We start from the raw sequence: 13,320 nt of genomic DNA on the forward strand, positions 1-13,320 counted from the left end.
GGCGAGTTGCGCTATAGGTACTTTTTAGTACCTATAGCACTTTAAAGTACGTACTATACTTAATGGACAGATCTCTTCATAATAGCACTTACCGGCCGGTGATTAACACAGCGTAGGAGTGAAAGAAATGTCCTTAGATAAAAAAAGAAGCACCTTGGCGCTCTTAGCTCTAGCCATTAGTGCCTTTGCGATTGGTACCACTGAGTTTATCAGTGTGGGGCTGCTGCCTCTAATCGCCACGGATCTGCATATACCGGTAACCACAGCCGGGTTGACCGTTACTTTATACGCTTTAGGAGTAACTTTTGGCGCACCCATCTTAACGTCGCTAACCACGTCGATATCGCGCAAAACCTTACTGCTAAGCATTATGATCGTCTTTATTATCGGCAATAGTCTTGCGGCGGCTGCGGACGGAATTACACTGCTGTTAATCGCGAGAGTAATTTCCGCTCTGGCCCATGGCTTGTTCATGTCGATTGCTTCGACCATTGCCGCCGACCTCGTGCCTGAGGATCGTAAGGCCAGTGCCATTGCCATCATGTTCACTGGACTTACAGTAGCTACTGTTACTGGCGTTCCGCTAGGTACGTTCCTTGGCCAACAACTCGGCTGGCGTGCTGCATTTGTTGCTATTATTGCTATCGGGCTTATAGCACTCATCGGCAATCTGATCCTTGTTCCTTCATCCGGGCTGCGCAAAGGTACCCATACACCCCTTCGTGAGCAAGTTAAGCTGGTCACCAATGGGCGTTTACTGCTTGCCTTCGCGATTACGGCTTTGGGCTATGGGGGCACATTTGTAGTCTTTACTTATTTATCGCCCCTTCTGCATGAGATCAGCGGCTTCAAAGAGAATACAGTCGCCGTAATCTTGCTTGTATACGGCATTGCGATTGCCATCGGGAACGTGATTGGAGGTAAAGCCGCCAACCGCCAACCGATGAATGCTCTATTCTATATGTTTGCAGTCCAAGCTGTCGTCTTATTTGTCTTAGCTTTTACCGCACCTTACAAGGTTGCCGCACTGATTACGATCTTCTTTATGGGACTGTTAGCTTTCATGAACGTGCCCGGCTTGCAAGTACATGTTGTTACGCTTGCAGATCGATATGCGCCAAGTGCACGAGATGTAGCTTCTGCATTAAATATTGCTGCTTTTAACGCTGGTATTGCCATTGGTGCGTACCTTGGCGGCATCGTCACAGATCATATGGGACTGATTCATACCACTTGGGTAGGTGCCATCATGGTTCTGTCCGCAGTAATACTGACGGCATGGAGCCGTGCTCTGGAGAAGAAAGATGAGGCTCCTCTCCAGACTAAAGCTGCTTAAAGAGCAGTCCATTAACAACCCAAACAAACTTTTAAATATCTTAGGAGGTTACTTTATTATGGCTCAACATCTACAGGATACAACTACATTACACAACGGTGTAAATATGCCTTGGCTAGGGCTTGGCGTATTTAAAGTGGAAGAAGGCGCAGAACTGATACAAGCGATCAAATCGGCTATTAGACACGGTTACCGCAGCATTGACACTGCCGCAATTTATGAGAATGAAACAGGCGTGGGACAAGCCATCCAAGAGGCTCTGCAAGAGAACAGCTTGTCCAGAGAAGAGCTTTTCGTAACCTCAAAGGTCTGGACCGCAGATATGGGCTACGAAGAAACCATTGCCGCCTACGAGGCTAGCTTAGCAAAACTCGGACTTGAATACCTGGATTTGTACCTTATTCACTGGCCTGTAAAAGGAAAATATAAAGAGTCTTGGAGAGCGCTTGAAACGTTGTATAAAGAGGGCCGGGTAAAAGCCATTGGGGTCAGCAACTTCCAGATTCACCATCTTGAAGATGTACTGAAGGATGCTGAGATTAAGCCGATGGTCAATCAAGTTGAATTACATCCTTATTTGAATCAGCAAGAGCTGCTCGACTTCTGCAAAGAGCAAGGAATCCAATTAGAAGCTTGGTCTCCGTTAATGCAAGGTCAATTGTTCGATCAGCCTGTACTGAAACAAATTGCCGTCAAACATGACAAATCCGTCGCTCAGGTTATTGTCCGTTGGGACCTGCAACGGGGGATTATCACCATTCCTAAGTCTACTAAAGAACACCGGATCGTCGAAAATGTAGACGTGTTTGATTTCAAATTATCTGACGAGGATATGACTCTAATTAACTCTCTCAACCAAGATCAGCGGGTAGGTCCAGACCCAGATCATTTTGATTTCTAAGGGTTACGCACCTTGCACTAACACTATAAGCACCGGCAACACGAGAAACGAAGCAAGCGTCGTCCACAAAATACATTTGGATACCAGCTCCGGTGAGGCATTAAAACGCTCGGCTAGCACGACGGCGTTGACGGCAACTGGCATAGAAGCCAAAATCAGCAGCACAGAGAACAAGGTTCCGGTAATTTGCAGGATCGATAATCCGAGGTAAGCCACTAGCGGCGCTAAGATTAATCGAATCGACAGCCCAGTCCAAAAAGTAGACTGACCCTTGCGTGCGGATGGCATGTTTCTCACTTTAACCATCTGTGCGCCAAGGATCGCCAGTACCACCGGTGAATATCCTCCAGCTACCAAGGCAACCCCTGTAGCCACCTCTGCAGGCAAATGCAGGCCAAAGATACGGAGAAGAAGGGCCAACAGAGCTGCGTAAATGGCAGGAAGTGAAAAGACCGATTTCACTGCATTTTTTACCGAGAACTGAGATCTTGCTGCAAAATAAACGCCTATCGTATTCACGATAATCATCTGTCCGATCACATATACAGAGGCCTTATCGAGACCAAGCTGTCCGAAAGCTAGCAACACCAGCGGAAGTCCATAATTCACGCTATTCGTAAACGTTGAAATCAAGGTCAGACCGGATACTTCGGATGGATCTAGCTTCAATAATTTGCCGACTATATTCGCAATCGCCCATAAGAAGATTAGATTTAGAAGCGAAAAGGCGAGCGTCTTATAAATATCATTCATGGATATCTCGGCAGTAGCCAATGTATTTAAAATAATTGCCGGCGTTAAAAAGTATAGATAAAGCGTCAATAACGGCTTCGTATCCAGATTCTTAAACCGCCCAAGTAGGGCACCCACGATCACAGGAATGGACAAAGGCACGATGACTTGGTATAACGTCGATAACACACTTTGGATCATGAATAGAACTCCTCTGCTGTAGGTTACTTCAAACTATAAGCGTAACAGCGCAGAACGTCTAAGATTTGAAATCAATATATCTCATAGCCAAAACCTATCATACCAGCAAAAAAGCTCCCAACCCTTACAAAGGGTTGGGAGCTTTTCGGTATATTGTTACATCATTTTGATCTCAAGCAACTCATATTTAATGATGCCCATCGGTGCATTCACACTAACAATATCTCCGACCTTTTTACCCAGCAATTCCTTGCCTAGCGGGCTTTCATAGGAAATCTTGTTATTAAGAACATCTGCCTCAGCAGCTCCAACAATTCTATATTCGATCTTCTCCGAATATTCGATGTCATTCAGAATAACAATACAACCCATACTAACCTTTGACAGATCCATTTGGCTCTCATCCACGATCTTGGCTTTGGTCAACATTTTCTCCAGAATCATAATACGAGTCTCCATGAACGATTGATCGTCCTTGGCCGAATGGTACTCACTATTTTCCTTCAAGTCTCCATAGCTGATCGCCAATTTAAGCCGTGCGGCCAATTCCTTACGCCCTGCGCCTTTCAATTCCTTCAGCTCTTCCTCTAATTGAGCCAACCCTTCTTTGGTCAAGAACACTTCTTCATTAGACATGTATACAACTCCTATTTTGGATGCTTTATAATATTTTAACCGATATATCCCAAACTTGCGAAAGATCTTACAAGAAGAAACAACATTGTCGTCCTTAAAGGACGACAACCATTTCTCGTAGAAATATAAAGATACTTTAAAGTACAAATCATATAAATGCTTATATTTTAAAAAAATCCCTGCCACAATTGAACATTGGGCAAGGAGGTCAATGCTGCTTAATTATTCTGGCAAATGCTCTTTACAAAAAAGGAGTAACGCTTCTTCCTCGTCCTCTTCCATATCGAAATCGAGCAGTTGACCTGAAGTTGTCTCCTGTAGATCATAACTTACGATGCTGACTTGATCTTCATCCACCTTAATAATCGCTCTAGCGGATACTCCGTTCTCTACATACAGCTCATCATCCTCTGGAACGTCCAGTTGAACGACAAATTCATACCGTTTACCGGTTAGTATACCGAAAGGATCTTTTACATTCTCCACATTGTAGCCCGTAAATGTCAACATAACTCAATCAACCTCTTTTCCTAATACCTGCCACGTCATTGTATCACAAAAAGTAACATATTGTTGTCGAGGTAGTCCGTCAAGCCATGGCTTTAGATTTCTTGATTTGTTTGCTTCGCAGCTGTCCGCAGGCAGCATCAATATCCACACCATGCTCCAGACGAGTGCTTACGCTGACACCCTGCTTCTTCAAGGTATCAAAAAAAGCCCGCACCGTCTCCCGCTCGCTTCTTTGATATTGGCTGTGTTCATCCACCGGGTTATAAGGAATCAAATTCACATTGACGAGCGGGCGTCGATCGCCAATCAGCTCGGCCAGCTCAAGCGCATGCTCTCTGCCGTCGTTTACATCCTTCATCAGAATGTATTCCAGCGTAATTCTCCGCTTGGTTTTCTCCAAATAATAATCTATAGACTCCATTAGCTTCTCTATTGGAATGGCCTTGTTAATCTTCATGATCTGCGTCCGCAGTTCATTATTAGGGGCATGCAAAGAAACCGCCAGGTTCACCTGCGTATTCGCATCCGCAAATTCAACGATTTTGTTAGCCAATCCGCTCGTTGATACGGTAATCCCTCTGCCTGCAATTGCTAGTCCCTTGTGATCTTTGACAATCGCCAGGAAATCGAGCAGGTTCTTGAAGTTATCGAATGGCTCGCCAATGCCCATCACTACGACGTGACTGACCTTTTGATCCAGGTTCGCCGCATCCAGATGCTGCTGGACCTTCATAATCTGCTCCACAATCTCTCCGCTGGAGAGATCCCGGCTCTTCGCCAATAGCCCACTTGCACAGAAGCTGCAGCCGATATTGCAGCCCACTTGCGTGGTTACACATACAGACAAGCCGTATTTCTGTCTCATAAGCACGGTCTCGATCAGGTTGCCATCCTTTAGGCGGAACAGGAACTTAATCGTCCCATCCGCAGATTCCTGCTTTACATGTTCTTCCAAGGTATGAATGACAAAATTCTGCTCTAATAATTCTACACAATCTTTATTTACATCGAGCATTTCCGAAAAGTCTGTAATCCGCTTCCGATAAAGCCAATCCCAGACCTGCGTAGCCCGAAACTTTTTATGTCCACGTTCTAACAGCCATGCCGCCAGTTGATCAAAAGTTAATCCATAAATGGATTCTATATTCATTCGTTATCCTCTTTTCAAAACGTTAAAGTTCAGACCATCACTACTCATTGTCTCAAATTTTTTTTATTAAAACAAGGGGAGTTATTGGGTTGTGTCGAAGTTTACACCATTAAAGTCTGTTCTATGAACATGTATCTAAGGAGCGATGGAATCATATGGGTTCAACAAGAATAAAAGCAATCAGCTTCACCCTTCTAGCTGCCGTTCTAATCCTTGGCGGTTTTTTAGTGTATATTACTCTCACTGACTATAAACCACAGGAGATTACTACACTTACTGTAAACAATAATCCGCAGCAAGTAATGAAGCAGGGAGAGTCCTTTTCTGTAACTACCTTTAATATTGGCTACGCCGGGTTGGATAAAGGCCAAGATTTCTTTATGGATGGCGGAACAAAGTCACGCTCAAGCAGTAGGGAACAAACGAAGATAAACCTTGAGGCCGTAGCGTCCCTTATGACAGTTACAGACTCGGACCTGTTCATGCTGCAGGAGGTCGACATCGATTCTTCCCGTAGCAACGGTATAGATGAAGTCTCTTACTTGTCGAATAAATTTGCTGATTACAGCAATGTTTTCGCGACCAACTACAAGGTACCTTGGGTACCGCTTCCTGTTCTTGATCCGATGGGCTCGGTGAACAGCGGTTTATTAACTTTATCCCGTTTTAACAGCACAAGTAATATTAGATATGATCTCCCGGGCAAAGAAACCTGGCCTCGCCAACAATTTGATCTCGACCGTGCTTTTGTGGAGAGCAGATTCCCCGTTGATAATGGAAAAGAACTGATTCTAGTCAATCTTCATTTATCAGCCTTTGACCAAGGCGGAACGATTCGCAAACAGCAATTGGAGTATTTATCGGCTTATATCAAGAAGGAGAATGACAAAGGGAATTACCTCATCTTAGGGGGAGATTGGAACCATTCCCTTCCGGGTACAGCTCCTGATGCTTTCGAGACAACGCAGGATTGGCCGCAATGGCTGCAGGAATTCCCTGAACATTTTCAACAGGGCTTTCAGTGGGCTGTAGATGCCAAGGTACCCTCCGTCCGGACGCTCGATGTTGCCTATTCAGAAGGTGTGAATTTCCGCGCAGTGATTGATGGCTTCCTAGTCTCACCAAACGTCAGCATAAGCGGCGTACAGGGTCATGAGTTATCCTTCGAACACAGTGATCACAACCCTGTAACAGCCACTTTTATTCTGCAATAACATGGATTCTCTGATTCTATTTAAAAACAACAAATTTTAGGTTTTTCTCTTGGAAATACTTAATGATAGCGGGCAAAGCTTCTACAGTAATCTTCTTTTCGTGAAATAGATAGACTCCGCCGGACGGATCGGCATGATGAACATATTGAAGAATATCCTCTGGGTTCTTGACGTTCCAATCCTCGGGATCACGATTCCACAATAATACCTTCATCTGCTGTTCCGTCACCTTGGCGGTTAACTTGTCATTGATCGCCCCATATGGCGGCCGAAAAATAGTAATCGGTGATTGTGTAATTTCCTCCAGCGCCTGATTAGTCTTCGCCAAGTTATTCCGGTTCTCCTCAACGCCATTAGCAGTCATTTTGCTATGATCCCACGAATGACTCCCAACCGACATCTTATGCTCATTAGCATACCTAACGGCTTCCGCATTATGAGCTACCTTATTCCCAATGAATAAAAAGGTGGCAGCCACCTTATGTTCTACTAGAATATCTACGATCTCTTTCGTATACTTTGACGGTCCATCATCAAATGACAAGGCAACATAACCCTTCGGCAAACTATACAAAAATTCATTCTCGGGTAATTCATACTTTTCGTACGGTAATGTCTGTTCTTGAGGAGGGACTGAAGGTTCTGGTGTAGGCTCAGCTTGCTGGTTATGAACCGATATCGTCTGCGCTAGGGTAACGAACGGTACCGAAAGTAATGGCTCAGAGTCGGCCCCTAATACGGGTTCCTCCAGCGCTTCAGCACTATCTACGAGTTGTCCATCCATTCTCAGAGGTAACACAAATATCAAACAAGCGAACATGAGACACAGCAGTGCAACCAGTCCAATACGTTTGGTCTTCTTTCTGCTTATCCTATGCCCTGGTTCTGTAGAGGGAAGCATGGTCTGAACTACCCTCTCCTCTTCTACTTGAGGATAGTCCTGCTGCTTTAATTGAAGAAGTTGGGTTACATAATTTTCAGAACAGGCAAAATACAATGTTTCGCTGTAAGCTCTGTTCATTATAATCAGCGTGCTGTAGTAACTATTCCGAAACGGATCCCACTTCGGATACAGCGACAATCTCATTCTCCCTCCGGAAAAGGGACCTAGCGCCTTCAATTGTTCGTATGTAAATTCATCTATGGTGAGCTTGCTTCTTGCGTACCCAACATTACGGGTTAGACCTACCTCAATCTGATAACCGGCCTGTTCATGCTCAAGCGACAGTAACTCAATCATTAGAATGGTGTCCGGTTCCTTAGATGCCATGAATCCTATGTATCTCCGTTTCCATCGTTTCGATCCGTCAGACTACTGCCACTCCCAAAAGGAACCGTCATCCGATTGGTGAAATCGCTGATCATACCCGAGAGATACGCCTTTTCTTGGCGAATCGTATCGTACTTTTGTTTTAGATGTGCATTCTCAATCTCAACCCGTCCGATTTTCTCTTCCAGATCATTCATCTTTTTGAGTTTCTCTGCATGGGCTTCGTTATGTTTTTGAATCAAATTTACATATTTTTGCTGCTCCAGCTCAATGGTACTCTTCAATTCCTCAATCTCAGCTGTGAGCGTAGTTTGAAGCTCCCGGTAATCCTCCAGCACTTGATCGACCTTCAAATTTCTCTCAATCAACTTATGCTCAAGCTCGCGGACATTCTTTTCTCTTTCCTCAATAACCTTATTGAGGTTCTTCATATCCCGGTTTAAGCGCTCCACATGACTGCTGGAATGGGTTAACCGATCCTGAAGTTCATTAATATTGGTCTCCGCATGTTGTCTGGCCTGAATAATCTGCTCCACGGAGAAGATCAAATCGAGTGATTTTTTATCAAGCTGAGCTTTGCCTGTAGTAACCAATCCAGCTAAAGTCTCGTCTGAGGTCTTTTCTTCTATTTCTTCGACCTGTTCATCTAATAATTGTACCTTTTGAACCATATCCGACTTGGATTGCTTATCCACTGAATCTTTCTTTTTAAAAAAGGGGGAAATCATCGATTTTATCACCTCAATTATAAAAAAATGTCAAAAAATGTCGAGTGCCCACGAGTCTATTATAGTTTACTTATCTTGTATGTAAGTGAGCCTTTATATCTAACTTTCTGAAATGCACCTAAAGACCTATTCTCTTCTGCAAAATAAAAAAAGCACCCCTTCGGGTGCTTTGATTTCAATTGAATTTATCGGGAAATTGTTTGATCAATCCCTCGGTTAAGATATCTGCGAACATGATCATATGTTCCAGCCCTTTATCAAATGCGGCAATTTCGGCATCCCAATCCTTTTTAACTCTAGCTGTCACGTCATCAGTAATCAATTCCAGATGTTCATGAAGCATTTCCTTTAATTGTTCATAAGAATATTTGGGGTTCTGGCTACTAAGAAACTTGGCAATGTCATCAGCGTTGGCATACCACTCTTTATTGTATTTTTCCACATCGGCCTGATTTCCAGCCTTTACAGCACCTAGAACTTTTCCGGCAATAAGAATATGCTCCCGCAATAATTGAGCCAGCTTATCTCCAACTGCCTCACCGTAATACGGTTTAAAGACATCCCCTATGTCCTGTTGATTCTGTAACAGCCTTGCCAGTACCTTATCCTTGTCCTCAGAATCTGCAAAGGCGCTAACAATGTAGTTCTTTGTCCATACCACATGATCGATCCATAACTTCCTAAGATTATCCTTAAGCTCAATTACGGAGGGGGTTAAGCATTGCTTGTGGGAGCTCTTTTTCTCTTTAGCTGCTGCAGCATCGGCAATTGTAGGTGTAACACTTACAACCAGAAACATACACAATAAGGTTAGCTTCAACATCAAATACTTATTTTTCAATATGACCTATCTCCTTGTGAACAGTGATGGATTTGAATATCTTGTATATTGTGCACCTTTACTTCTATTTCATTCGCAACTATTCTCAGAACACAAAAAAGCACCATCACGTGGACGGTGCCTGGGTCTTACTTTTATCTAAACATCACTTTATCTACGTTGTATTTAGATTTCAGTTCATTAATGATATAGGTTTCGTAGATCTCTCTATGAACTGGACTTTCGATCAAACACACATCAATTCTGGTGACCTCGTCCCGATGTTGCTTGATGTCAGATACGGTGTCTTCAAAATGTTTTTTAATTCTTGGTCTTAGCTTTCTCGCTTTACCTACAAACAACAACTCATCCTGATCATTGTAGAACATAAAGATACCGCCGTAATCTCTCGGAATCAGGTGAAAGTCCGTAAATCCGTAAATATTGCTTAACTGCGGGTTAATTTGTTTAGTAATACTAACATCCGCTTTTGGAATCGTTATGTTGATCATTAGCTCACGTCCTCTTTCTATATAGGAGTAAATAGTATCATAAATCGCTAAGTAAGACCATTCAATCTGGCGCAGTCAAATAAATACAATAAAAGCAAGTTCAATTGATCTAATGGAAATATCACTAAAAATTATGGCATTATTCAAAACCTTCCTGCCCAAGGGTTGCGGTCTTAGACAGTAGAGGATTATAAATAAAATAGAGGCGTTTGCATCATGATATATAGATATTTGTCATCTAGGAGGATTTGATTCATGGCAGTAACAGACCGGCAAAAAATAGTAGATAGCGTCCCGCAAAAGGGTTTCTTCGGACATCCTAAGGGACTTTTCACCCTTTTCTTCACAGAATTTTGGGAGCGTTTCTCTTATTATGGCATGCGAGCTATCCTTGTCTACTACATGTATTATGAAGTGAGCCAAGGCGGTCTCGGATTACCTGAAGATATGGCACTTTCTATTATGTCTATCTATGGATCGCTTGTATATATGTCAGGGATCATTGGAGGCTGGCTTGCGGATCGGCTCCTCGGGACTTCGAGGGCTGTTTTCTACGGCGGTGTTTTAATCATGTTCGGGCATATACTACTGGCTATTCCAGGCAATACCACATTGTTTTTTGCTTCGATGGTTTTAATCGTACTAGGAACGGGTCTACTGAAACCCAATGTTTCAAGTATTGTCGGCGAAATTTATAGCGAGCAGGATAACCGCCGTGACGCTGCCTTCAGCATTTTTTATATGGGCATTAACCTGGGAGGATTTCTCTCCCCACTAATTGTTGGCGCAGTAGGCATGAATAATTTCCATCTAGGTTTCTCGATTGCCGCAGTCGGAATGTTTATTGGACTAGTCGTTTATATTATGACTCGCACAAAAAATCTGGGTTTGGCCGGTACGATTGTACACAACCCTATTCCTGCAGATCAGAAGAAAAAAATCTTTACTTGGATTGGTGTAGGATTAGTTGTACTTGCGATTTTGATTACGATCGGCATTCTTACCGGAGTGCTTACCTTTGAAACATTAATAAAAATAGTAGGGGTGTTAGGCTTACTTATTCCAACGATGTACTTCATTATGATGTACCGCAGTCCCAAAACAACAGCCGTTGAACGGTCAAGAATTCTCGCATACATTCCTTTATTTATCGCATCGATTATGTTCTGGGCGATTCAAGAGCAGACTTCCACAGTTCTAGCTAGTTTTGCTGATAAACGGACCCAATTGGATTTTGCAGGCTTACACATTTCTCCTGCTTGGTTCCAATCGCTTAACCCGCTGTTTATTATCACTCTTGCACCTATATTTGCCTGGTTGTGGTTAAAGCTCGGTAACCGTCAACCCTCGATTCCGCAAAAGTTCTCGCTTGGTTTATTGTTTGCCGGTTTATCCTTCTTGGTGATTCTAGTACCTGCTTATTTCGGTGGAGCTAATTCACTTGTGAATCCATTATGGCTGGTACTCAGCTATTTTATCATCGTAATCGGGGAGTTATGCTTGTCCCCTGTGGGCTTATCAGCAACGACCAAACTGGCACCGGCGGCTTTTACCGCTCAAATGATGAGTATGTGGTTCTTATCGAATGCCGCTGCTCAAGCAATTAATGCTCAAATTGTGAAGTTCTATACCCCGGATACCGAAATGATGTACTTTGGAGTAATTGGTGGAGTGGCCCTTATCCTTGCGCTTATCCTCTTCCTATTCTCTTCCAAAATTCAGAATTTCATGAAAGGGATACATTAAAGACACCCAAAGGCTGCCCGAGATCTTCTCGGCAGCCTTTTTTTAGTTTCCTATAGTTATCCAACCTCTACACCAGAAACATGGCGACAATCGTCGTGACTACCAGCCCAATCAATACAGGCTTAACATTCCGTCTTGCCAGCTCAAAAGGGCTTACTCCGCAAATAGCAGCCGCCGGAATCAATGCCCACGGAATCAGCGTGCCTCCACCCACCCAAATGGCAGCTACCTGACCCAGCGCAGTTAAAGTCGCCGCATCGGAATGTGTGGCCACCGCAAACAATTTCCCAATAGACCCGGCAAGTGAAATGCCCGAGAACCCTGAACCATCTAGGCCTGTAATGGCTCCGGTTATAGTTGCGGTCACAGCACCCACTGCACCGTTCAGAGGAACGTTATGAGCTAGAGCGACCCCTAGATCATTTACAATCCCCTGAGATGCGGCGGGCAGCACTTTGCCGAATAATTCAGCAAACGCCGAATCCCCCAGATAGAAAAAAGCGGCAATCGGTATCACAGGACCAAATACTTTGAAGCCAAACGTAAGTCCATCAATCAGATAAGTAGTTACTTGCTCCAATCCTTTATTACGATGTGCCAACAAGGTTACTACAACCAGAATGAACACCGCAGTACCACCAACTAAGGCAGTTGCGTCTCCACCCTGCAAATCGAGCAGAAACATGCCTGCTACATCGGCTAAAAACAGGATGGGAATGGCGATGGCCAGCCATTGTTTCAATGCTGGATGAATCACCGCTGGATCTTCTGCCGTATCATTCTCTGCAGATAACGCACTCACGGCACTTTTCCCGGCAATAAGACCGTCTCGCCAAGTTCCCTTCTTCTGATCTCTGCGCATCATCCAATACGCCGTTATCGTAGTCACCACGCCCATAACAATTACAAGCGGAACACTCGCCTCCATGACACTGGTCACCGGAAGTCCGGCCGCATCTGCTGTTAGTTTAGGTGCACCTTGAATAATGTAATCACCTGAGAGCGCAATCCCGTGGCCAAATAAATTCATTGCCATCGCCGCTCCAAGAGCCGGCAGTCCCACTCGAATGGCAACCGGCAGCAGCACAACCCCGATCAAGGCCACTGCGGGTGAAGGCCAGAAGAACCATGAGGTGACCATCATAATCAGACCGATCCCCCAAAAGGCTATGAACGGTGTGCGCAAAAAGCGGGTAAGTGGAGCAACCATGATTTCGTTAATCCCCGTGCGTGTTAATACCCGGCTCATGGCTACTATGATCGAAATAATCATGATCGTACCCATTAGCTCCTTGGTTGCATATACAAAAGAGTTGAATACACCTGTGACCGAACCACTGACAGTTTCTGTGGCTAACCACCCAAGTACAAAGATGCCCGCAATACAGATCATCGTTGTGTCCCGTCTCTTGATCAGAAGTGCCATTATAAATACGATAAATGCCAGATATACATAATGGAGCGCTGTTAACTGGATGCCCATCTCTGCACCACACCCTTCTCCTACTATCCGAGTGCTATATGGTATGCAGGGGTGTAGGCTAATGTTCAGTAGAAATGGGCC

Annotated in this window: 13 protein-coding genes; 4 read left to right on the forward strand and 9 right to left on the reverse strand. The window is 44.1% G+C overall.

Annotated elements, in window-relative coordinates; translation table 11 throughout:
• The first annotated feature begins 127 nt into the window (after window positions 1–127).
• Together MHI15_RS12950 and MHI15_RS12955 are read left to right on the forward strand one after the other, a co-directional pair.
• The gene (locus tag MHI15_RS12950; protein WP_076124110.1) at window positions 128–1,336 is read left to right on the forward strand and encodes an MFS transporter; all 1,209 of its coding nucleotides are present in this window, start codon (window positions 128–130) and stop codon (window positions 1,334–1,336) included.
• A gap of 58 nt (window positions 1,337–1,394) precedes the next feature.
• Window positions 1,395–2,237, forward strand: a complete 843-nt coding sequence (locus MHI15_RS12955; RefSeq protein ID WP_076278257.1) for an aldo/keto reductase — start codon at window positions 1,395–1,397, stop codon at window positions 2,235–2,237.
• A 3-nt stretch (window positions 2,238–2,240) separates the two neighbouring features.
• Here the strand turns inward: MHI15_RS12955 and MHI15_RS12960 are convergent, their stop codons facing one another.
• From MHI15_RS12960 to rlmN, 4 genes are all read right to left on the reverse strand, one after another.
• Window positions 2,241–3,170, reverse strand: coding sequence for an AEC family transporter (locus MHI15_RS12960; RefSeq protein WP_076222382.1), 930 nt, complete (start codon window positions 3,168–3,170; stop codon window positions 2,241–2,243).
• A gap of 156 nt (window positions 3,171–3,326) precedes the next feature.
• Window positions 3,327–3,806 carry a transcription elongation factor GreA gene (greA, locus tag MHI15_RS12965; RefSeq protein ID WP_036682220.1) on the reverse strand — a complete coding sequence of 160 codons (480 nt, stop codon included), beginning with the start codon at window positions 3,804–3,806 and terminating at the stop codon, window positions 3,327–3,329.
• Between the two features lie 222 nt (window positions 3,807–4,028).
• The gene (locus MHI15_RS12970; RefSeq protein WP_036682221.1) at window positions 4,029–4,316 is read right to left on the reverse strand and encodes a DUF6509 family protein; all 288 of its coding nucleotides are present in this window, start codon (window positions 4,314–4,316) and stop codon (window positions 4,029–4,031) included.
• Between the two features lie 79 nt (window positions 4,317–4,395).
• Window positions 4,396–5,466 (reverse strand): 23S rRNA (adenine(2503)-C(2))-methyltransferase RlmN, encoded by a 1,071-nt coding sequence (gene rlmN, locus MHI15_RS12975; RefSeq protein ID WP_036682223.1) that lies wholly within the window; start codon window positions 5,464–5,466, stop codon window positions 4,396–4,398.
• 155 nt (window positions 5,467–5,621) lie between these two features.
• On the opposite strand from rlmN, the gene MHI15_RS12980 reads away from it, so the two are divergent.
• The gene (locus MHI15_RS12980; RefSeq protein WP_341164475.1) at window positions 5,622–6,680 is read left to right on the forward strand and encodes an endonuclease/exonuclease/phosphatase family protein; all 1,059 of its coding nucleotides are present in this window, start codon (window positions 5,622–5,624) and stop codon (window positions 6,678–6,680) included.
• A gap of 16 nt (window positions 6,681–6,696) precedes the next feature.
• Here MHI15_RS12980 and MHI15_RS12985 read toward each other — a convergent pair whose 3' ends face one another.
• From MHI15_RS12985 to MHI15_RS13000, 4 genes are all read right to left on the reverse strand, one after another.
• A complete protein-coding gene (locus MHI15_RS12985) occupies window positions 6,697–7,950 on the reverse strand; it encodes a polysaccharide deacetylase family protein (RefSeq protein WP_076124117.1) in 1,254 nt (417 codons plus the stop codon).
• Between the two features lie 5 nt (window positions 7,951–7,955).
• The gene (locus tag MHI15_RS12990) at window positions 7,956–8,645 is read right to left on the reverse strand and encodes a hypothetical protein (RefSeq protein ID WP_239498760.1); all 690 of its coding nucleotides are present in this window, start codon (window positions 8,643–8,645) and stop codon (window positions 7,956–7,958) included.
• 208 nt (window positions 8,646–8,853) lie between these two features.
• The gene (locus MHI15_RS12995; RefSeq protein WP_175617270.1) at window positions 8,854–9,519 is read right to left on the reverse strand and encodes a glycosyltransferase; all 666 of its coding nucleotides are present in this window, start codon (window positions 9,517–9,519) and stop codon (window positions 8,854–8,856) included.
• Window positions 9,520–9,653: 134 nt separating this feature from the next.
• Window positions 9,654–10,010 carry a nucleotide excision repair endonuclease gene (locus MHI15_RS13000; RefSeq protein ID WP_036682230.1) on the reverse strand — a complete coding sequence of 119 codons (357 nt, stop codon included), beginning with the start codon at window positions 10,008–10,010 and terminating at the stop codon, window positions 9,654–9,656.
• Window positions 10,011–10,265: 255 nt separating this feature from the next.
• Here MHI15_RS13000 and MHI15_RS13005 point away from each other — a divergent pair, with 255 nt between their 5' ends.
• On the forward strand, window positions 10,266–11,756 hold the full coding sequence (locus tag MHI15_RS13005; protein WP_076191619.1) for a peptide MFS transporter: 1,491 nt from the start codon (window positions 10,266–10,268) through the stop codon (window positions 11,754–11,756).
• Between the two features lie 67 nt (window positions 11,757–11,823).
• Here the strand turns inward: MHI15_RS13005 and MHI15_RS13010 are convergent, their stop codons facing one another.
• Entirely contained in the window at window positions 11,824–13,239 is a 1,416-nt protein-coding gene (locus MHI15_RS13010) for a hypothetical protein (protein WP_076278256.1), read from the reverse strand.
• Between the last annotated feature and the right edge of the window lie 81 nt (window positions 13,240–13,320).

Source organism: Paenibacillus sp. FSL H7-0918 (assembly GCF_038007025.1).
GTDB lineage: Bacteria > Bacillota > Bacilli > Paenibacillales > Paenibacillaceae > Paenibacillus_AQ > Paenibacillus_AQ odorifer.